The sequence below is a fragment of the Rubrivivax soli genome (assembly GCF_049810355.1).
GTDB lineage: Bacteria > Pseudomonadota > Gammaproteobacteria > Burkholderiales > Burkholderiaceae_C > Rubrivivax.
Genome location: NZ_CP187368.1, coordinates 1,745,150 through 1,765,232, shown reverse-complemented (window position 1 = coordinate 1,765,232; position 20,083 = coordinate 1,745,150). Strand labels below are relative to the sequence as shown.

The 20,083-nt window shown below is 72.8% G+C and carries 18 protein-coding genes; 6 read left to right on the top strand and 12 right to left on the bottom strand.

The window, feature by feature from the left end:
- Nucleotides 1-59: 59 nt before the first annotated feature.
- Entirely contained in the window at nt 60-2,933 is a 2,874-nt protein-coding gene (gene ileS / locus ACPOLB_RS08050) for an isoleucine--tRNA ligase (RefSeq protein ID WP_425260799.1), read from the bottom strand.
- 209 nt (nt 2,934-3,142) lie between these two features.
- Here ileS and ACPOLB_RS08045 point away from each other — a divergent pair, with 209 nt between their 5' ends.
- Nucleotides 3,143-3,997 (top strand): MipA/OmpV family protein, encoded by an 855-nt coding sequence (locus tag ACPOLB_RS08045; RefSeq protein WP_425260798.1) that lies wholly within the window; start codon nt 3,143-3,145, stop codon nt 3,995-3,997.
- A gap of 10 nt (nt 3,998-4,007) precedes the next feature.
- Here the strand turns inward: ACPOLB_RS08045 and ACPOLB_RS08040 are convergent, their stop codons facing one another.
- Nucleotides 4,008-4,988, bottom strand: a complete 981-nt coding sequence (locus ACPOLB_RS08040; protein WP_425260797.1) for a bifunctional riboflavin kinase/FAD synthetase — start codon at nt 4,986-4,988, stop codon at nt 4,008-4,010.
- 9 nt (nt 4,989-4,997) lie between these two features.
- Nucleotides 4,998-6,080 (bottom strand): glycosyltransferase family 4 protein, encoded by a 1,083-nt coding sequence (locus ACPOLB_RS08035; RefSeq protein ID WP_425260796.1) that lies wholly within the window; start codon nt 6,078-6,080, stop codon nt 4,998-5,000.
- Nucleotides 6,081-6,137: 57 nt separating this feature from the next.
- Here ACPOLB_RS08035 and ACPOLB_RS08030 point away from each other — a divergent pair, with 57 nt between their 5' ends.
- From ACPOLB_RS08030 to ACPOLB_RS08020, 3 genes are read left to right on the top strand one after another with little or no spacing between them, the layout of a single operon-like run.
- Nucleotides 6,138-6,938 (top strand): DUF5672 family protein, encoded by an 801-nt coding sequence (locus ACPOLB_RS08030; protein ID WP_425260795.1) that lies wholly within the window; start codon nt 6,138-6,140, stop codon nt 6,936-6,938.
- Entirely contained in the window at nt 6,935-7,567 is a 633-nt protein-coding gene (locus ACPOLB_RS08025; RefSeq protein WP_425260794.1) for a methyltransferase domain-containing protein, read from the top strand. The genes ACPOLB_RS08030 and ACPOLB_RS08025 overlap by 4 nt, the downstream gene beginning before the upstream one ends.
- Nucleotides 7,567-8,691 (top strand): glycosyltransferase family protein, encoded by a 1,125-nt coding sequence (locus ACPOLB_RS08020; protein ID WP_425260793.1) that lies wholly within the window; start codon nt 7,567-7,569, stop codon nt 8,689-8,691. The genes ACPOLB_RS08025 and ACPOLB_RS08020 overlap by 1 nt, the downstream gene beginning before the upstream one ends.
- On the opposite strand, the gene ACPOLB_RS08015 is transcribed toward ACPOLB_RS08020, so the two are convergent.
- The 3 genes from ACPOLB_RS08015 to ACPOLB_RS08005 form a co-directional block, all read right to left on the bottom strand.
- The gene (locus tag ACPOLB_RS08015) at nt 8,654-9,385 is read right to left on the bottom strand and encodes a pseudouridine synthase (protein WP_425260792.1); all 732 of its coding nucleotides are present in this window, start codon (nt 9,383-9,385) and stop codon (nt 8,654-8,656) included. The genes ACPOLB_RS08020 and ACPOLB_RS08015 overlap by 38 nt on opposite strands.
- A gap of 43 nt (nt 9,386-9,428) precedes the next feature.
- A complete protein-coding gene (locus ACPOLB_RS08010) occupies nt 9,429-9,545 on the bottom strand; it encodes a helix-turn-helix domain-containing protein (protein WP_425260791.1) in 117 nt (38 codons plus the stop codon).
- A 68-nt stretch (nt 9,546-9,613) separates the two neighbouring features.
- Nucleotides 9,614-10,639 (bottom strand): GAF domain-containing protein, encoded by a 1,026-nt coding sequence (locus ACPOLB_RS08005; RefSeq protein ID WP_425260790.1) that lies wholly within the window; start codon nt 10,637-10,639, stop codon nt 9,614-9,616.
- Nucleotides 10,640-10,793: 154 nt separating this feature from the next.
- Between ACPOLB_RS08005 and ACPOLB_RS08000 the strand changes: the two genes are divergently transcribed.
- Entirely contained in the window at nt 10,794-12,908 is a 2,115-nt protein-coding gene (locus ACPOLB_RS08000; RefSeq protein WP_425260789.1) for a PQQ-dependent dehydrogenase, methanol/ethanol family, read from the top strand.
- Nucleotides 12,909-12,962: 54 nt separating this feature from the next.
- Here the strand turns inward: ACPOLB_RS08000 and ACPOLB_RS07995 are convergent, their stop codons facing one another.
- The 4 genes from ACPOLB_RS07995 to ACPOLB_RS07980 are packed head-to-tail and all read right to left on the bottom strand — an operon-like array spanning nt 12,963 to nt 17,615.
- The gene (locus tag ACPOLB_RS07995; protein WP_425260787.1) at nt 12,963-14,318 is read right to left on the bottom strand and encodes an alpha/beta fold hydrolase; all 1,356 of its coding nucleotides are present in this window, start codon (nt 14,316-14,318) and stop codon (nt 12,963-12,965) included.
- Nucleotides 14,319-14,339: 21 nt separating this feature from the next.
- Nucleotides 14,340-15,305 (bottom strand): P1 family peptidase, encoded by a 966-nt coding sequence (locus ACPOLB_RS07990; protein WP_425260786.1) that lies wholly within the window; start codon nt 15,303-15,305, stop codon nt 14,340-14,342.
- Nucleotides 15,305-16,432, bottom strand: a complete 1,128-nt coding sequence (locus ACPOLB_RS07985; RefSeq protein WP_425260785.1) for an acyl-CoA dehydrogenase family protein — start codon at nt 16,430-16,432, stop codon at nt 15,305-15,307. The genes ACPOLB_RS07990 and ACPOLB_RS07985 overlap by 1 nt, the downstream gene beginning before the upstream one ends.
- Nucleotide 16,433: 1 nt before the next feature.
- On the bottom strand, nt 16,434-17,615 hold the full coding sequence (locus ACPOLB_RS07980) for an acyl-CoA dehydrogenase family protein (RefSeq protein WP_425260784.1): 1,182 nt from the start codon (nt 17,613-17,615) through the stop codon (nt 16,434-16,436).
- A gap of 104 nt (nt 17,616-17,719) precedes the next feature.
- On the opposite strand from ACPOLB_RS07980, the gene ACPOLB_RS07975 reads away from it, so the two are divergent.
- Nucleotides 17,720-18,913 (top strand): MFS transporter, encoded by a 1,194-nt coding sequence (locus tag ACPOLB_RS07975; RefSeq protein ID WP_425260783.1) that lies wholly within the window; start codon nt 17,720-17,722, stop codon nt 18,911-18,913.
- A gap of 22 nt (nt 18,914-18,935) precedes the next feature.
- Here the strand turns inward: ACPOLB_RS07975 and ACPOLB_RS07970 are convergent, their stop codons facing one another.
- Both ACPOLB_RS07970 and ACPOLB_RS07965 read right to left on the bottom strand, forming a co-directional pair.
- Nucleotides 18,936-19,577, bottom strand: coding sequence for a retropepsin-like aspartic protease family protein (locus ACPOLB_RS07970; RefSeq protein ID WP_425260782.1), 642 nt, complete (start codon nt 19,575-19,577; stop codon nt 18,936-18,938).
- Nucleotides 19,578-20,081, bottom strand: coding sequence for a YajQ family cyclic di-GMP-binding protein (locus tag ACPOLB_RS07965; RefSeq protein WP_425260781.1), 504 nt, complete (start codon nt 20,079-20,081; stop codon nt 19,578-19,580).
- Nucleotides 20,082-20,083: the final 2 nt, after the last annotated feature.

Genomic DNA, 20,083 nt, shown 5'->3' with positions numbered 1-20,083 from the left:
CGGCCGGGTGTGTTTTTTGGGTTTCTAACACACCCGGCGTGCGCCTGCGCTGTCGGACGTCAGGCGATCCGTCGAGGCTCTCCGCTGCCGAACAGGTTGCTGGTGCAGCGCCCGCACAGCCCGGGGTGCGCCGGATCGTGGCCGACGTCGTCGCGCCAGTGCCAGCAGCGTTCGCACTTGGCGGCCTGCGACGGCTGCACCTGCACCGCCAGCGCCGCGCCCGGCACCACGGACGCGGCCGAGGTGATGCACACGAAGCGCAGGTCGTCGCCCAGCCGTGCCAGCAGGGCGTGGTCGGCCGCGTCCGCGGTGATGGTCACCGTGGCCTGCAGCGACGAGCCCACCGCGCCAGTGGCGCGCACCGCTTCGATCTCCTTGTTGACCACGTCACGGATCTCGCGGATGCGGCGCCATGCGGCCAGCAGCGCGGCGTCGGGTGCGTCGAAGCGCCAGTAGGTCTCCATGAAGATCGAGCCGCCCTGGCCGCCCCGGGCCTGCTGTCCGGCGAACACCCACGCCTCCTCGGCCGTGAAGCTGAGGAAGGGCGCCATCCAGCGCAGCATGGCCTGCGTGATCTGCCACAGCGCCGTCTGCGCGCTGCGCCGCGCCAGGCTCTTCGGCGCCGTGGTGTAGAGGCGGTCCTTCAGCACATCGAGGTAGAAGGCGCCGAGGTCTTCCGAGCAGTACACCTGCAGCTTGGCCACCACCGGGTGGAACTCGTAGACCTCGTAGTGCGCCAGGATCTCCGCCTGCAGTTCGGCCGCGCGCGCCAGCGCGAAGCGGTCGATCTCCAGCATCTCGCCCGGCGCCACGGCGTCGGCCACGGGGTCGAAGTCGGAGGTGTTGGCCAGCAGGAAGCGCAGCGTGTTGCGGATGCGGCGGTAGGCGTCGACGACGCGGGCGAGGATCTTGTCGTCGCCGGCGATGTCGCCGCTGTAGTCGCTGGCCGCCACCCACAGGCGGATGATCTCGGCGCCGAGCTTCTGGCTCACCGCCTGCGGCTCGATGCCGTTGCCGAGCGACTTGCTCATCTTGCGGCCGGCGCTGTCGACCGTGAAGCCGTGCGTGAGCAGGCCGCGGTAGGGCGCGCGGTCGTACAGCGCGCAGGCCAGCAGCAGGCTGCTGTGGAACCAGCCGCGGTGCTGGTCGTGGCCTTCCAGGTACAGGTCGGCCTCGGGGCCGTCGGCGTGGAAGCCGCCCGGGTGCTGGCCGCGCAGCACGTGCCAGAAGGTGCTGCCGCTGTCGAACCAGACCTCCAGGATGTCGCTGCTCTTGCGGTAGTGCTGGGCGTCGTCGGCGCCCAGGATCTCTTCGGCCGTGACACGGCTCCAGGCCTCGATGCCGCCGGCTTCCACGATGTCGGCCGCCTGGTCGAGGATCTCCATCGTGCGCGGGTGCAGGTCGCCCGTCTCGCGGTGCAGGAAGAACGGCAGCGGCACGCCCCAGCTGCGCTGGCGGCTGATGCACCAGTCGGGGCGGTTGGCGATCATGTCGCGCAGCCGCGCGCGGCCGTTCTCGGGGTAGAAGCCGGTCCGGTCGATGGCCTCCAGCGCCAGCTGGCGCAGCGTCTTGGCGGCCTTGTCCTTCGTGAAGACGCCTTCGCCCTCGTCCATGCGCACGAACCACTGCGCCGCGGCGCGGTAGATCACCGGCGACTTGTGGCGCCAGCAGTGCGGGTAGCTGTGCGTGATGTCGTGCGTGGCGAGCAGGCGGCCGGCGTTCCTCAGCGCCTCGATGATCACGGGCACGGCCTTCCAGATGTTCTGGCCGCCGAACAGCGGAAAGCCCTCGGCATAGCTGCCCTTGGCCCCCACCGGGTTCAGGATGTCGTCGACCTGCATGCCGTGCGCCACGCACGAGTTGAAGTCGTCCAGGCCGTAGGCCGGGCTGCTGTGCACGATGCCGGTGCCGTCGTCGGCGGTGGCGTAGTCGGCGAGATACACCGGGCTCAGCCGGTCGTAGCCGGCGTCGACCGCCGCCAGCGGGTGGCGGAAGTTCAGGCCGCCCAGCTTCTCGCCCACCACGATGGCCAGCACCGTGCCGGCGATGCCGTAGCGCTCCAGGCACTTCTCGACCAGCGAGGCCGCCAGCACCAGCAGGCCGCGCTCGGTGTCGACCAGCGCGTACTCCAGCGCCGGGTTCAGGTTCAGCGCCTGGTTGGCCGGGATCGTCCACGCGGTGGTGGTCCAGATGACGGCGAACGCGTCCTTCTGCAGCGCGCCGACACCGAAGGCCGCGGCCAGCTTCTCGGGCTCGGCGCACAGGAACGCGACGTCGAGCGTGGTGCTCTTCTTGTCGGCGTACTCGATCTCGAACTCGGCCAGCGAGCTGCCGCAGTCGAAGCACCAGTACACGGGCTTCAGGCCGCGGTAGACGAAGCCGCGCTCGATGACGCGCTTGAAGGCGCGGATCTCGCCCGCCTCGTTGGCCGGGTCCATGGTCGCGTAGCGGTGCTCCCAGTCGCCGAGCACGCCCAGGCGCCGGAAGTCGGCCATCTGCAGCGCGATCTGCTCGGTGGCGTAGACGCGGCTCTTGGCCTGCATGTCGTCGCGGCTGAGGTTGCGGCCGTGCTTCTTCTCGATCGCGTTCTCGATCGGCAGGCCGTGGCAGTCCCAGCCCGGCACGTACTGGGCGTCGAAGCCGGCCAGCTGCCGCGCCTTGACGATCATGTCCTTCAGCACCTTGTTGACGGCATGGCCCATGTGGATCTGGCCGTTGGCGTAGGGCGGGCCGTCGTGCAGCACGAACAGCGGCGCGCCGTGGCGCGCGTCGCGCAGGCGCTTGTACAGCCCCTGGTCCTGCCAGGCCTGGATCCAGCCCGGCTCGCGCTTGGGCAGGTCGCCGCGCATCGGGAAGGGCGTGTCGGGCAGGTTCAGCGTGGCGCGGTGGTCCGGCGCCGCGGGCTGGGCAGAGGAGGCGGTGGTGTCGTTCATGGCCTTGGGTCGGCGCCGGCGGGCGGCGCGCGCAGTGCGGGTTCGGTGGTCGCCGGCCGCAGCAGCGGCCGGCGCGCGAGGCGGTTCAGAGCGGCGAGCGCTGAATTCGGTCGCGTGTGGTCTGGCGGCGCGTGGCGGCCTGCCAGCGCGGCATCCCGGGGTGGACCATGGACAATCGCATCACGCTGATTCTACCGACCCGCCACCCGATGCGCCTTGCCGCTTTCGCCCTGTCCGCGCTGCTGCTGCAGGCTGCGCCGTGGGCCCGGGCACAGGACGCCGAGGCCGCCGGGCCGCAAGCCACGCCGGCGGAGCCGCCCGCGCCGGCACACGCGGAGGCCCCGCGCGACTGGGAAGGCGCGCTCGGCGCGATCCTGCGCTACGGTCCCGAGTACCCTGGCTCGGACCTGCGCGGCACCAGCGCCAGCGCCAGCTTCTTCGTGCGCTACAGGCGCTTCAGCATCAGCAACGGCGGCGGATTCGTCACGCGCCGCGCGGACGACGTGCTGCGCGGCGTGGGGCTGGACCTCTCGCGCAGCGAGCGCACGCGCGTGGGGCTGCAGTTGCGCCTGGACCGCGGCCGCAACGACGGCAGCTCGGCAGGGCTCGAGGGCCTGGGCGACGTGCGCGCGACGCTGCGCGCGCGGCTGGCCGCCACCTGGCGGCTGGGCGGCTGGCGCGTCGGCGGCGGCTGGAGCGTGGACGCACTCGGCCGCGGCGGCGGCAACCTGGGCGACTTCGGCATCGCCCACGAGCAGCGCCTGTCGCCCGACACGGTGTGGAACTGGGGCGTGACGCTCACGGCCGCCGGCGACCGCTACATGCAGAGCTACTTCGGTGTCACCGAGGCGCAGGCCGCCCGCACCGGCTATCCGGTGTACGACGCGCGTGCCGGCCTGCGCGACATCGCGCTCGCGCTGGGCATGCGCAGCGAGCTGACGCCGCGCTGGGTGGCGATCGGCGGCTACAGCCGCTCGCGGCTGCTGGGGCCGGCGGCCGACAGCCCGCTGACCATCGAGCGCAACACCTGGGGCCTGAGCGGCGGCCTGGCCTGGCGCTTCTAGCGCGGCCGGCTCAGGCCGCGACGCCGCGTGCGGCGAACCAGTCGCGCGCGTCCTGGGTGTCGCGCGCGATGCCGTCGCGCAGCGCCTCCAGCGACGGGTACTTCAGCTCGTCGTGCAGCTTGTGCAGCAGCTCCACGCGCAGCAGCCGGCCGTAGCCGGCCTCCGGCGCCAGCGGCCAGTGCAGGCAGTGGGTTTCCAGCAGCACACGGCCGCTCTCGTCCACCGTGGGCCGCACGCCCAGGCTCGCCACGCCGGGCAGCGGCGCCGCGGTCAGGCCATGCACCTGCACGACGAAGATGCCCATCGCGGCCGGCTTCGGGTGCGGGAAACGCAGGTTCAGCGTGCGGAAGCCCAGCGTGCGGCCGAGCTTGGCGCCGTGCACCGCGTGGCCGCTGATGCTGTACGGTCGCCCCAGCAGCGTGGCGGCGGCGGCCATGTCGCCGGCGGCCAGCGCCTCCCGCACGGCCGAGCTGGACACCCGCAGCCCGTGCACCTCGTAGCTGTTCATGCGGGCGACGTCGAAGCCCGAGCGCCCCGTCGATGACGCGCCGGCCGCATCGAGCATCGCGTAGGTGCCGGCGCGGCGCGCGCCGAAGCGGAAGTCGTCGCCGACCAGCACGTAGCGCGCGCCCAGGCCGCGGCGCAGCACGTCGTCGATGAAGTCCTGCGGGCTCTGGCTCGCGAAGCGCTCGTCGAAGCGCGCCACCACGACCTGGTCGATGCCGCAGCGTTCCAGCTCGGCCAGCTTGTCGCGCAGCGTCGCCACGCGCGCGGGCGCCGCCTGCGGCTGGCCGCTGCGGCGCGCGAAGAAGTCGCGCGGGTGCGGCTCGAAGCTCAGCACGCAGGCCGGCAGGCCGCGGTGGCGCGCCTCGTTGGTCAGCAGTGCCAGCATGGCCTGGTGACCGCGGTGCACGCCGTCGAAGTTGCCGATGGTGACGGCGCAGCCGGCGGCCGCGATGTCGGGGGGGAAGTGTCCGCGGTAGACGCGCATGGGCCGCGATTATCCCGGCGCCAGGCCCAGCAGCCGGCGGTACAGCGCCAGGTAGGCGGCGGCGCAGCGGTCCCAGTCGAACTGCGCCGCGTGGGCCTGCACGCCAGCGGCAAAGCCCGGCCGCAGCGCCGCCTGCAGGCCGGCATCGACGACGCGGCGCGTGGACGCGGCGTCGAAGCTGTCGAAGTAGAAGGCCGCGTCGCCACCGATCTCGGGCAGGCAGGTGCGCCGCGCCAGGAACACCGGCTTGCCGAAGTGCATGGCCTCGATCGGCGGCAGCCCGAAGCCTTCGGTGAGCGACGGGAACAGGAAGCCCGTGCAGTGCGCGTAGGCCCAGGCCTTCTGCGCATCGCTGATGCCGAGAACGAACTGCACGTTGGGCAGGCGCACCGTGGCGCGCAGGTGCTGCGCGTCGTCGCTGGGCGGGCCGCACAGCACGAAGGCCATCTCGGGCCAGGCTGCAGCCAGCTCCAGCACGGCCTGCGGGTTCTTCGACGGCGACATGCGGCTCAGGTGGAACAGGAACGGCCGGTCGGCGGCCACGCCGGGCAGCGGCTCGCGCGCGTCGGCCACCAGGTTGCGCGCGCCGTTGTGGATCACGTCCAGCGGCCCGCGCCAGCCCAGGTGGCGCTGCACGTCGGACGCGGTGTGGTGGCTGATGGCAACGATGTGGTCGGTGCGGCGCGCCAGCGCGCGCGTGCGGCGGTCGTGGCGCCAGCGCGAGAACGCACTCGGGTGGTACAGGTAGTTCAGGTCGTGGAAGGTCACCACGCGCGGCCCGCAGCCTGCCGGCGGCAGCGTCTTGTTCAACTGGTGCAGGCTGTGCCACAGCGCATAGGGCGCCGGCTGCACGTGGCGCAGGCGCTGCCAGCGGTTCACGCGCAGGTAGCCGACGTCGTCGCCGAACAGGCCGACGAGCTTGTCGCGCAGGTGGAAGTCGAAGGCGATGCCATCGCGCTCGCGCCACAGCGGCGCCTGCGCGGCGATGCGGCGGCCCAGCTGCAGGCTGAATTCGCCCAGGCCGTCGTGCAGGGCGCCGATGTTGCCCAGGCTGATGCCCACGCGCTGCGCGGCGCTGCCGTGTTGGATCATGGGCGCGCAGTGTAGCGAGGCACAATCCGCGCGATGACGAGGCCAGGGCTCCCTACCGTGACGCTGTGTGCCATCGACGCACGCACGCCCGCGCTGGCCGCCGAGGCGTTGCAACGGTCGATGCAGCAGGCCGACTTCGCGCGCGTGCTGCTGTTCACGCACGGCCCGTTCACCGCGCCGGCCGGCATCGAGGTGGTGGATGCCGGCCCGATTCGCTCGGGCGCCGAGTACTCGCACTTCGTGCTGCGCCGGCTGCCGGCCCACGTGCCCGCAGGCCACGTGCTGGTGACGCAGTGGGACGGCTTCGTGGTGGACGCATCGGCCTGGAGCGACGACTTCCTGCAGTGGGACTACATCGGCGCCGTGTGGGACGACCAGCCCGCGGCGACCTGCGTCGGCAACGGCGGCTTCTCGCTGCGCTCGCAGCGGCTGCTGCAGGCCGGGCTGGATGCACGCATCGTGCAGGAGCACCCCGAGGACGCGATGCTCGCGCGCACCTACCGCACGCTGCTGGAAGGCACGCACGGCGTGCGCTTCGCGCCGCCGGCCGTGGCGCGCCGCTTCGCCTTCGAGAACGAGGCGCCGGCCGGCGCCACCTTCGGCTTCCACGGCCCGAAGAACCTGCCGGCGGTGCTCGACGCGCCGACACTGCGGCGCTGGCTGGCGGCGCTGCCCGACGACTTCTTCCGTGGCCGCGACGCGCGCCGGCTGGCGCGCGCGCTGCTGGCGCGGCGCATGCCGGCCGTGGCGCGGCAGCTGCTGGCACGCCGCCGCGCCGCCGGCCGCAACGACTTCAACACCTGGATGCTGGACCTGGCCGCGCAGCTGAGCCGGCCGTTCGGCAAGGAGCCGACATGACGACCCGACACCTCGACCTCGGCTGTGGCCCCGTGCCGCGCAACCCCTACGGCCGCGACGAGCTGTATGGCGTGGACCTCAGCGGCAGCAGCGACGGCACCGGCTTCATCCGCCGCGCCAACCTCGCGACGCAGCCCATCCCGTTCGACGACGACCACTTCGAGTCGGTCTCGGCCTACGACTTCTTCGAGCATGTGCCGCGCGTGCTGGGCACGGCCGACGGCCAGGGCACGCGGTTCCCGTTCATCGAGCTGATGAACGAGACCTGGCGCGTGCTGAAGCCGGGCGGCCTGCTCTACGCCATCACGCCGGTGTACCCGGGCAAGGGCGCGTTCCTCGACCCGACACACGTGAACATCATGACCGAGGGCACGCACACGTACTTCACGCGGCCGCAGCGCACGGCGGCGATGTACGGCTTCCGCGGCGACTTCACGGTGCGGCGCGTGCAGTGGGCGCGGCCCGACGGGCGCCAGGCCTACATCCCGGCGCCGCAGGGCCTGCTGGAGAAGCTGCGCCTGGCGCACCGCGTCCGCCGCGGCGCCTGCGGCCACCTGATCTGGGAGTTCGAGGCGCACAAGCCCGCGACCGGCGCTGCGGTCCCCGGCGCGGCCCCGCCGAAGGCCTGATGCGGCTGCTGGCCATCGCCGGCGATGCGCAGGCGCTGATCGCCGACATCCGCCTGGCCGCGCCGCTGCGCGCGCTGTGCGCGGCGCGCGGCTGGACGCTGGTGCTGCGCAGCTTCCACGACTGCCGCCGTGCCGACCTGGCCGCCGCCGACGTGCTGGTGGTGCAGCGCGGCGCCGGGGCCGACGTGCTGCGGCTGCAGCGCGCGATGCGCCGCCGCGGCGGCGCCGTGGTCTACGAGATCGACGACCTGCTGACCGAGATCGCCCCGCACATCTCGAACCAGGCCGCGGTGCAGGCGCGGCTGCCCTGGCTGCGTGCCTGCATGGCCGAGAGCGACGCGCTCAGCGTCTCCACCGCGCGGCTGGAAGCCATGCTGCGCGAGACCCAGCCCGGCCTGCCCGCCGCCGTGGTGGTGCCCAACCACGCGCCGCCGCTGCCTGCAGGCGCGCCGCCGTCGCCCGACGCGGACCCGGGGCCGGTGACGCTGCTGCTGGCGTCCACCGAGCAGCTGGCCGCCGACTTCGTCGTGCCGGCGCTGCGGGCCGTGCAGGGGTCGGGCGTGCAGCTGGTGGTGGTGGGCCCGCCGGCCGCGGCCTTCGCGCAGGCCGGCCTGCCCGTGCGGTCCGAGCCCGTGCGGCCGCGCGCGGACTTCCTGGCGCTGGCGCGCAGCCTGCCCGGCGTGCTGGCCGTGATCCCGCTGGAGGCTTCGCGCTTCGCCGCCGGCAAGAGCGCGATCAAGTGGTTCGACTACGCCGCCATCGGCGTGCCGACGCTGGCCTCGGCAGTGCCGCCCTATGCCGACGTCATCGACGACGGCGTCACCGGCTGGCTCGTGCCCAACACGCCCGAGGCCTGGCTGCAGGCACTGCGCCGTGCGATCGGCAACGCCGAGGAACGTGCCCGCATCGCCGCCGCGGCGCAGCGGCAGGTGCGCGCCCGGCATGGCCTGGAGCACGCGGTGCAGGCCTGGGGCGACGTGCTGGCGCTGGCCGTGCAGCGCCGGGCCGCGGTGCAGCTGCCGCCCGAGGGCCTGGGTGAGCGCCTGGCCGGCTGGCGCGACGACCTGCTGTCGGGCCTGCGCGGGCTCAACCGCGCGCGGCTGGCGCGCCGGCAGCGCCGCTGAAGGCCGTGGCGGCGGTGGCCGCGTCGACCCAGCACCAGCGCCCCACGGGCAGGTCGGCCGGGATCGCGAGCGCGCCGAAGCGGCTGCGGTGCAGCGCCTCGCAGCGGTTGCCCACCGCCGCCAGCATGCGCTTGACCTGGTGGTACTTGCCTTCGGCCAGCGTCAGGTCGAGCGTCAGTTCGCCGGTGCGCTCGGCGGCCAGCGCGCGCACCGGCTGCGGGTCGTCTTCCAGCACCACGCCGGCCAGCAGCTGCGCCAGCTGTGCATCCGTCACCGGGTGCTTGGCGGTGACCTGGTAGACCTTGGGCACGTGGTGCTTGGGGCTGGTGAGGCGGTGGATCAGCTTGCCGTCGTCGCTGAAGAGCAGCAGGCCGGTGGTGTCTTCGTCGAGCCGGCCCACCGGCTGCACGCCGCGCTGGCGCAGCGGCGGCGGCAGCAGGCTCATCACGCTGGGGTGGTGGCGGGGCTTCTGCGAGCACTCGAAGCCGGCCGGCTTGTGCAGCAGCACCAGCGCCTGCGCGTGGTAGGGCCAGGCCACGCCGTCGACCTCGACCACCAGGCCGTCGGTGGCGACCTCGTGCGCGGGGTCGTCGACCACCTGGCCGCCGATGCGCACCGCGCCTGCAGCCACGAGGCCGGCGCAGACGCGGCGGGTGCCGAAACCTTGGGTGTACAGGACCTGGGCCAGTTGCATCGGCCGGGAGTGTAGGGGCAGCGGCTTGCGGCCCCGGCCCGGTTCAGGCCGGGCCCGACCAGCCCCGCATGCGCCGGTACAGCAGCCCGCGCGAGACGCCCAGCACGCGCGCGGCGCGCGAGATGTTGCCGCCGTGCTCGTGCAGGGTGCGCTCGATCACCTCGCGCGTGTGCTGGCCCAGCGTGGCAGCGTGCGTGGGCGGCGCGGCCGCTGCGGCAGCTGGGGCAGTCAGGGGGAGGGTGCAGCCGCCGGCGCCAGCGCCAGCGGCGCACCCGGCACGGCCACGCCGCCGCGCACGCCGTCGCGGGCCTGCAGCTGCGCGCGCAGCCACACCGTCAGCCCGTTGGGCAGGCGCAGCGGGCGCGCGGCATCCGCCGCGCTGCGGGCCAGCAGTTCGGCCAGCGCGGTGCCGAACAGCGCTTCGGCCGCGCTCTCGCGCCCGCTGCCCGGCCCCAGCAACTGCTGCGCCGTGCTGTTGAGCCAGGCGACGCGGCCGTGGCCGTCCACGCCCACCAGGGCCTGCAGCGGCGTGCCCAGCATCGTGTGGCAGACCTGGAACTGCAGCACCAGGTGTTCGCAGGCGCCGGCCTGCAGCAGGCGGTTCTCGATCGCCGTGGCGTACACGCCGACCAGCGCCGCGGCGTCGAAGCCGAACGCGCGCGACTCGATGGTGAGGTCCAGCACCCCGGCCAGCGCGCCGCGGCCGTCGCGGATGGGCGCGGCGGCGCAGTGCAGCGACTGGATGCACGCGAAGTAGTGCTCGGCGCCGGTCACGGTGACGGCCTGGCCGGTCTTGACCACCACGGCCGGCGCGTTGGTGCCCACCGCGCCCTCGGCCAGGTTCACGCCCACGCGCGCCGCGCTCTTCAGCACCGGTTCCAGCGTGGGGGCCGTGGCAGGGGTGGCATGCACGATCACGCCTTCGGCGTCGGTCAGCAGCACGCGGCAGCCTGTGCCGCCCAGCGCGGCTTCCAGGCGCGCGATCTCGCCGCCTGCGGCGCCCAGCAGCAGCCGGTTGCGGCTGAGCGTGGCGTGCAGCCGGCTGCGCGTGACGGGGTCGAAGGCCACCGCCTCGTGCGGGCTGCGGTGGGCGCCCACGCAGCGCGCCCACGACTGGATCACGGGCTCGCTGACCAGGCCCGTGGGCCGCTGGCCGCCGCCGAAGAAGCGTTCGCGCGCCAGCGCCACGCGCTGCCCGGGCGAGGCGAAGAAGGGCTGCGCCGGCAGCGCGGCGGCTTGGGTGCGGTGCGGCATCGCCCGAGTCTGTCCTGACTTGGAACAAGCAGTGATCCGGGAAAGTACCTTGTTGGGCCGGGCCACCTCGGCGCGCGATGCTGGCGCCGCGCCGGACGCAGCTTCCACGGTCGGTGCGGGCCTGCGGGCTCCTCCAAGGAAGCAAGGAGACAGCATGAAGTTACCTCTGCTCACGCCTGGCTGGGCCGTGGCCTGGTGCCTGGCGCTCTGCGCCGCGGCGCCGGCCGCGCTGGCGCAGCCCAAGGGCTCGCCCGAACACATCCAGGCCGTCACCTCCCGCATCGACGGCAAGGCCATCCGCGCCAACGCCGCGACCTCGCGCGACTGGCCCAGCCACGGGCTGGACTATGCCGAGACCCGCTTCTCGCGCCTGCGCCAGATCGACAGCGGCAACGTCGGCCAGCTCGGCCTGGCCTGGAGCTACGACCTCGAATCCACCCGCGGCGTCGAGGCCACGCCGCTGGTGGTGGACGGCGTCATGTACGTCACCGCCTCGTGGAGCATCGTGCACGCGGTCGACGTGCGCACCGGCAAGCGGCTGTGGAGCTTCGACCCGCAGGTCGACCGCGGCGGCGGCTACAAGGGCTGCTGCGACGTGGTGAACCGCGGCGTGGCGCTGTGGCAGGGCAAGGTGTTCGTCGCCAGCTACGACGGCCGCCTGATCGCGCTGAACGCGGCCACCGGCGCCAAGCTGTGGGAGACCGACACCATCATCGACCGCAAGTTCTCGTACACCATCACCGGCGCGCCGCGGGTGTTCAAGGGCAAGGTCATCATCGGCAACGGCGGCGCCGAGTACGGCGTGCGCGGCTACATCACCGCCTACGACGCCAACACCGGCGCGCAGAAGTGGCGCTGGTTCACGGTGCCGGGCGACCCGAGCAAGCCGTTCGAGGACGCCTCGATGGCCAAGGCCGCCAAGACCTGGGACCCGGCCGGCAAGTGGTGGGAAGCCGGCGGCGGCGGCACGGCGTGGGACACGCTGACCTTCGACCCCGACCTGAACCTGATGTACGTGGGCACCGGCAACGGCAGCCCGTGGGCGCAGAAGAAGCGCAGCCCCGCGGGCGGCGACAACCTGTACCTGGCCAGCATCGTGGCGTTGAACCCCGACACCGGCAAGTACGTGTGGCACTACCAGCAGACGCCGGGCGACAACTGGGACTACACCAGCACGCAGCCGATGATCCTGGCCGACCTGCAGATCGGCGGGCAGCCGCGCAAGGTGATCCTGCACGCGCCGAAGAACGGCTTCTTCTTCGTCATCGACCGCCGCAACGGCAAGTTCATCTCGGCGCAGAACTTCGTCGACGTCAACTGGGCCAGCGGCTACGACAAGAACGGGCGGCCGATCGAGACCGCGATCGCGCGCACCGCCGACCGGCCGCGCGAGATCATCCCCAGCGCCTTCGGCGCGCGCAACTGGCACCCGATGTCGTTCAACCCGCAGACCGGGCTGGTCTACATGCCGGTGCAGGGCGTGCCGCTGACGCTGATGGACAACAAGGACTGGAAGTTCAACGGCGTGCGGCCGGGGGAGCCGCACAGCAACGTGGGCTGGAACACCGGCAACTTCGCCAACGTCGAGCCGCCCAAGAGCGCGCCCTTCGGCCGCCTGATCGCCTGGGACCCGGTGGCGCAGAAGGAGGTGTGGCGCCACGAGCACGTGTCGCCGTGGAACGGCGGCACGCTGAGCACCGCGGGCAACCTGGTGTTCCAGGGCACGGCCGACGGCCGCTTCGTGGCCTACGACGCGAAGACCGGCGCCAAGCTCTGGGAGACGGCCGTCGGCACGGGCGTGGTCGCCGCTCCGGTGAGCTACGAGGTCGACGGCAAGCAGTACGTGTCCGTGGCCGTGGGCTGGGGCGGCGTCTACGGCCTCGCGCAGCGCGCCACCGAGCGCAAGGGGCCGGGCACGGTCTACACCTTCGCCTTGGGCGCCAAGGCGGCGCCGCCGGCCTTCGTGGAGTACCGGCTCAACGCGCTGGTGCAGGGCGTGCCCTACGACGCGCAGCACGTGCCCGACGGCACGGCGCTGTACGTCAGCAACTGCGTCTTCTGCCACGGCGTGCCGGGCGTGGACCGCGGCGGCAACATCCCGAACCTGGGTTATTCAGCGCAGGCGACGATCGCCAACCTCGACAAGTACGTCTTCGGCACGCTGGCCAAGAACGGCATGCCCGACTTCACCGGCAAGCTTCACGCCACCGAAGTCGAGAAGATCAAGGCCTTCATCCAGGGCACGGCCGACGCGATCCGGCCGAAGTAGCGGACCTCAAGGGTGCTGCGGCCGCCGCCCATGCGGCGCGCCGCAGCCCGGTTTTCAGTCCTGCAGTTCAAGCACCACGACGCGGTTCTCGGCTGCCGGCCACGCGATGCCGGCCAGGCGTTCGCTGATACCGGCGGTGCTGAACTCGGCGACGACGCTGCGTCCGCTGTCGCGCAGCTTCAGCTTGCTGGCCGCCAGGCCCGCCACGCCGGGCGGGATGCCCGGCGGCGGGTTGCCGTCGAACACGATGCGGTCGCGCGGCAGGCCGAAGTAGCCGCGCGGGCGCGTCAGCGTCACGACCGATGCCGCGTCCTTGTCGGCGTCGGCCAGGCGCTCGGGGCGGAAGTGCACCGTGCTGCTGCTGCGCGGGAACGGGCTGCGGTACACGTGCGCCGTGGCCGCGCCGGGTGCGCTGACCACGAACTCGTGGTGCGCCGTGGGCCGGGTGGTGAACGGGCCCCAGCGGCCGTCGGCGCCCACCGTCTTGCGGTGCACGGCCGGCCCCCGGCGCGCGCCGGTGGCCGGGTCGACCACGAACACCTCGATGCTGGCGCCGGCCACGGGCAGGTTGTTGACCGCGATCTTGCCGTCGAGCACCGGTGCGGCCTCGGGCGTGATCGCCGTGCCCTGCGGCGCGCGGCCGGTGATGAAGGCGACCGTCTGCGCGAAGGCCTCGGGGTGGTAGCTGACCTCGCGGTGGTCGCGGCCGGGCAGCACCACGTTCTTCGCGCCCTTCAGCGCCGGGCCCTCGGCGGTGACGTTGGTGGGCGTGCCGCGGGCGCCGATCCACACGCCGTCGGGCTGCGCGAACTTGTCGTTGCCGTCCGAGCGCAGCGTCATCCAGGCCGGGCCCGGCGTGACCTCGTCGCCGTTCGGGCCCTGCGGTGCGTTCAGCGCGGTCAGGAAGGGGCCGGCACCGTTGAATTCGTTGTTCGGGCGGAAGCCCGGGTTCGACCACACGCCGTGGTTGGGCGTGCCGCCCAGCACCGCGTGCGAGACCTTCGCCGCGCCGCCGAAGTTCCTGATGTAGTTGCGGATGGCCAGGCCGCCGCGCGAGTTGCCCACCAGCACCACCTGCCGTGCGCCGGTGCGCGCGAGCACCGCGTCGACCTCGGCGGCCAGCACCTGCGCGCTCTCGGCGGCCGAGCTGCGGCCGGGCTGCGCGACGCCGTCGTCGTCGCGCGCCAGCGGGTTGGGGAAGTCGACCGCGTGCAGGCGTTCGCGCGGCCAGCCCTGGCTTTCGTAGCGCCACAGCGTGGGTGTCCACAGCGCTGCGCTGTCGCCGTTGCCGTGCACGAAGACGATGGGCGGCCGCTGCGCGTCTTGCGGGGCGGGGGCGTTGGCGCAGGCGCCGGCCAGGGCCGCGGCGGCCAGCGCCAGCCAGTGGCGGCGGGACAGGATCGGTGTCATCGGGTCTCCTCCGGGAAAGGGTCAGAGTTCTCGTGCAGACGGCAGCCCGGGCAGGCCGCTGGCGGCATGCACCGCGTTCAGCACGGCGCGGGCCGTGGCTTCTGCGGCCATCGCGCCCAGCACGGTCATGTCGCCGGGTTTGCCGCTGGCGCCGGTGGCCAGCGCGAACAGCGTGTCGCCGTCGGTCATCGTGTGCACCGGGCGGATGCTGTGCGCCAGCCCGTCGTGCGCCATCGTCGCCAGCTTGCTGGCCTGCGCCTTGGTCAGCGCGGCGTCGGTGGCGACGACGCCGATGGTCGTGGCCATGCCGGCCAGCGCACGGGCGGGCAGCTCGCCGCGCAGCAGCGCCGCCATGCTGTCCAGCCGCTGGCGGCCGTCGGCGGTGCGGGCGCCGGCGATCACGGCGCCGGTCCTCGTGTCGACGACGTCGCCGATGGCGTTGACCGCGATCAGCGCCGCCACCGTGACGGCACCGACGCGGACCGACGCCGTGCCGATGCCGCCCTTCATCGCGCGTTCGATGCCGAACAGCTTGCCCACCGCGGCGCCCGCCCCGGCGCCGACGCTGCCTTGCGCAGGCGGCGCGCTGCGGGCGGCGGTGCAGGCGGCAAAGCCGCTGTCGGCCCCGGGGCGGATGCGGGCGTCACCGATCCACAGGTCGAACAGCACGGCCGCCGGAACGATGGGCACGCGCGCGGGGCCAACGGGGAATCCGTGCCCGTGTTCGTCGAGCCAGCGCATCACGCCGCCGGCCGCGTCGAGCCCGAAGGCACTGCCGCCCGACAGCAGCACCGCGTGCACCTGCTCGACCAGGTTGTCGGGCCGCAGCAGGTCGGTCTCGCGCGTGCCGGGCGCGGCGCCGCGCACGTCGACGCCGCACACCGCGCCCTGCGGGCACAGCACGACGGTGCAGCCAGTGGCGCGGGCCTGTTCGGTGTGGTGGCCGACCGCGAGGCCGGCCACGTCACACAGACTGCCCGGAAACATCAAGCGAACACGCCGGCCGTGTCCTGCATGCGCGCGCTGACCTCGCCCAGGTGGTGCAGCGTGTCGCCGAAGCCCATCTCCAGCGTGGTGAGGCGCTTGAAGTAGTGGCTGGCGATGTACTCGTCGGTGACGCCGATGCCGCCGTGCAGCTGGATGCACTGCTGGCCCACGAAGCGCATGCTGTGGCCCAGCTGCACACGCGCCTGGCTGATGGCGCGGCGGCGCTGCGGCGCGGCCTCGCCCAGCTTCAGGCTGGCGTAGTAGCTCATCGAGCGGCCCAGCTCCAGCTGCATCTTCACGTCGGCGATGCGGTGGCGCAGCGCCTGGAAGCTGGCCAGCGTGGCGCCGAACTGCTTGCGCGTGTTCATGTAGTCCACCGTGATGGCGACCAGCTTGTCCATCACGCCCACGGCCTCGGCACACTGCGCGGCGATGCCGGCGTCCACCGCCTGCTCGAGCAGCGCGTGGCCCTCGGCCGTGATCAGCGTGGCGGGCGTGGCCGACAGCTCCAGCTCGGCGGCGCGCGCGCCGTCCTGCGTGGGGTAGCCGCGCAGTTGCACGGCCGCGGCCTCGACCAGGAAGAGTCCGATGCCGGCCGTGTCGCCCTCGGCCCCGGCGATGCGCGCCGGCACCACGAAGGCGTCGGCCTCGTCGCCGGCCGGCACCACGCTCTTGGCACCGTGCAGCACCCAGGCGCTGCCGCTGGCCACGGCGCGCGTGGTCACGTGCTGCAGGCGGTAGCGGGCCGCGCGCTCCTGGTGCGCCAGCACCACCAGCGCCTCGGCCGAGGCCATCTTCGGCAGCCACGCGGCCTGCAGCGCGGCCGGTGCCGCCGACAGCAGCGCCGGCGCCACCAGCGCGCCGTGCGCCCAGGGGGCGTTGACGAGGCCGCGGCCGAGTTCCTCGGCCACCACCATCACCTCGACCGGGCCGAAACCCATGCCGCCGTGGTCTTCGGGGATCACCAGGCCGGTCAGGCCGAGTTCGGCCAGCTCGCCGTACACGGCGCGCGTGGCGCCGCCGGCCTTGGCGATGGCGTGGCGGCGCTCGAAGCCGAAGCCCTTGTCGACCCAGCGCTGCACCGCGTCGCGCAGCGAGACCTGGTCGTCGGAGAAGTCGAAGTCCATGTCAGCTCCCCAGAACCGTCTGCGCGACGATGTTGCGTTGCACTTCGTTGCTGCCGCCGTAGATGGTGGTCTTGCGCATGTTGAAGTAGGTGGCGGCCAGCGGCGCGCAGTGCGCCGCGCCGACGTGGTCGCCTTGCCAGCCGGCTTCCATGGCCTCGCTGACGAAGGGCACGCTGTAGGGCCCGCCGGCGAGCATCATCAGCTCGGAGTAGCGCTGCTGGATCTCGCTGCCGCGGATCTTCAGCAGGCCGGCGATGTCCAGGCTCTGCTTGCCGCTCTTCTCGGCCGACAGCACGCGCAGCACCATCATCTCGAGCGCCACCACGTCCACCTCGAGCAGCGCGATCTGGTCGCGGAAGCGGCCGTCGTCCCACAGGCCCTCGGCCTTGGCGATGCGCTTCAGGCGCTCGAGCTCGCGCTTGGCGCGGTTGACGTCGGCGATGTTGGTGCGCTCGTGCGCGAGCAGGTGCTTGGCGTAGGTCCAGCCCTTGTTCTCCTCGCCGATCAGGTTTTCGGCCGGCACCTCGACGTTGTCGAAGAAGACCTCGTTGACCTCGGGTTCACCGTCGAGCAGCACGATGGGCCGCACCGTGATGCCGGGGCTCTTCATGTCGATCAGCAGGAAGCTGATGCCGGTCTGCGGCTTGCCTTCGGTGCTGGTGCGCACCAGGCAGAAGATCCACTCGCCGTACTGGCCGAGCGTGGTCCAGGTCTTCTGGCCGTTGACGATGTACTTGTCGCCGCGTCGTTCCGCGCGGGTCTTCAGCGAGGCCAGGTCGCTGCCCGAGCCGGGTTCGCTGTAGCCCTGGCTCCACCAGACCTCGCCGCTGGCGATGCCGGGCAGGAAGCGCTTGTGCTGCTCGGGCGTGCCGAAGGCCATGATCACCGGCGCCACCATCACCGGGCCGAAGGGCACCACGCGCGGCGCACCGGCGAGCGCGCACTCCTCCTCGAACAGGTGCTTCTGGATCGCGTTCCAGCCCGGGCCGCCGAATTCCTTGGGCCAGCCCCAGCCCAGCCAGCCCTGCTTGCCCAGGATCCTGGCCCAGCGCTGCATGTCGTCACGGCTCAGCCGCAGCGCGTTGTGCACCTTGTGGCTGATGTCGGCCGGCAGGTGCTCGGCCACCCATTGGCGGATGTGGCTGCGAAAGGCCAGCTCTTCCGCGGTGAAGTTCAGGTCCATGGTGTTGTCTCCGGCGCCCTGCGGCGAACCACGATTTTTAGCACGGTCGTTCGGAGGCTGCCTGTCGCTGCGGCGACAAGGCGGCAGCCCCGACAATCCCGATGATGCGCGCACCCGACCCTGAAGCCGGCTTCGGCAGCACCGTGGGCGTGCTGGCAGCGGGGCAACTGCTGTGCTGGGCCGCGTTGTTCTACGCCTTCTCGGCCTTCGTGCTGCCGATGCAGCGCGCGCTGGGCTGGGACAAGCCGACGCTGATGGGCGCCTTCACGCTGGGCCTGGCGGTGCATGGCGCCACCACCTACGCCGTCGGCGCGGCCATCGACCGCGGCCACGGCCGCGCGGTGCTGGCTGGCGGCGCACTGCTGGCGGGCCTGGGGTTCGCGGCCTGGTCGCAGGTCAGCGCGCCGTGGATGCTGTACGCGTGCTGGGCGCTGCTCGGGGCGGCGATGGCCATGACGCTGTACGAGCCCGCCTTCAACGTGGTCACCAAGCGCTACCCCACGCGCTACCGCGACGCCATCACGCGGCTGACGCTGGTGGGCGGCTTCGCCAGCACGCTGTGCTACCCGGCGGTGACGGCGCTGATGGCGGCCTTTGGCTGGCGCGGCGCGCTGCTGGCCATCGGCGCCGTGCTGGCGCTGGGCGTGGCACCGCTGCACGCCTGGGCGCTGCGCGGGCCGGCGCTGGTGGCGCACCCGGCGGCCCCCGACGCACAGGCCGACGCCACGCTGCACCAGGCCTTGCGCACGCCGGCGTTCTGGCTGCTGACGCTGTGCTTCACGCTCTACACCTTCGTCTCGGCAGCGTTCTGGGCCCACGTGATGCCGGCGTTCGCGGCCAAGGGCTTCAGCGAGTCGCAGGCGCTGGCGGTGCTGGTGTGGTTCGGGCCGGCGCAGGTGGCCGGTCGGGCGGCGCATGCGCTCGCGGGCCGCGGGGTGTCGCTGCGGCTGCTGGGCGTGGTGGTGCTGTCGGCGATGCCGCTGGCGCTGGTCCTGTTCGCGGTGGGCAGCACGGTGCCGGCGCTGATCGGCTTCGCGCTGCTGTTCGGGCTGGCGAACGGGCTGGTGACGATCGTGCGCGGCGCGCTGGTGCCCGAGGTCTTCGGCCGCGCGCACGTCGGGCGCATCGGCGGCGCGATGTCGGCGGTGGGCCTGCTGGCGCGCGCGGCGGCGCCGCTGCTGACCGCCTGGCTGCTGCTGGGGCTGGCCGGCTACCGCGAGGTGATGGGCGTGCTGGCGCTGCTGGCAGCGGGCGCCGCGGTGGCGTTTGCGCTGGTGCGGCGACCGGCCACGCGCTGACGGCGTCTGCCGGGGCGCACCGTCAGCGCAGTTCGAGGCGCATCGTGTCGTTGTTGCGCTGCATCTGGAAGCGGTTCAGGAAGCTGTTGCCGAGCAGCACCATCGGCATGGCCGTGGGCACCACGATGCCGGGCACGTTGTTCACCTCCACCGCACCCACGCGCAGCGTCGCCAGCGTCACCAGGCGGGCCTGCACGACGCCGTTGGCGGTCTGCGTCTGCACCACCTGACCGCCGCTGGTGTCCAGGCCGATGCGCTCGGCGTCGATCTGGCTCAGCGCCACCAGCGTCGCGCCGGTGTCGACCATGAACTGCACGCTGCGGCCGTTGATGCTGCCCAGCGTCACGAAGTGGCCGCCGCTGCTGGCCGGGATGACGATCTCGCGCCCGCCGCCGCCGCCCGGCCCGCCGGCCAGCCGCGCCGGCGCACCGCCCACGCGCAGCAGCCGCTGCTGGCCGCCGGCCTCGACCAGGGCCTCGCCGTCCTGCAGCCGCAGCAGCTTCACGCCGCGTGCGCTGGCGCCGACCGCCACCACCTGGGTCGTGCCGTCGATCACCAGCAGGGCCTTGTTGCCCATCAGCCCGCCGAGCGACACGCTCTGCGCCGACGCCGGCAGCGCGGCGGCCAGCAGCAGCGCGATGCAGGCGCGTCGGGCGGCGTGCATCTAGTCGCGGAAGTTCTTGTAGGTCAGCGGCAGCTCGGTCATTTCCTTGCGCAGCACCGCCATCGCCGCCTGCAGGTCGTCGCGCTTGGCGCCGCTGACCCGCACCACGTCGCCCTGGATCGACGCCTGCACCTTGAGCTTGCTGGCCTTGATCGCGCCCTGGATCTTCTTCGCGTTCTCGCTGTCGATGCCGGTCTTCACCTTCACCGGCAGCTTGAGCTTGTCGCCGCCGAGCTTCACGGGCTTGGCGCTCAGGTCGAGGAAACGCACGTCGAGGCTGCGCTTGGCCATGCGGGCCAGCACCACGTCGCGCACCTGGTCGAGCTGGAAGTCGCTGTCGCCGAAGAGCGTGAGCTCGCGTTCGGTGGCGCTCTTGTCGAGCAGTTCGACCTTGGCGCTGGACCCCTTGAAGTCGAAGCGCGTGCCGATTTCCTTGTTCGCCTGGTCGACCGCGTTGCGCAGTTCCACCAGATCGGGCTCGAGGACGGTGTCGAAGCTGGGCATGG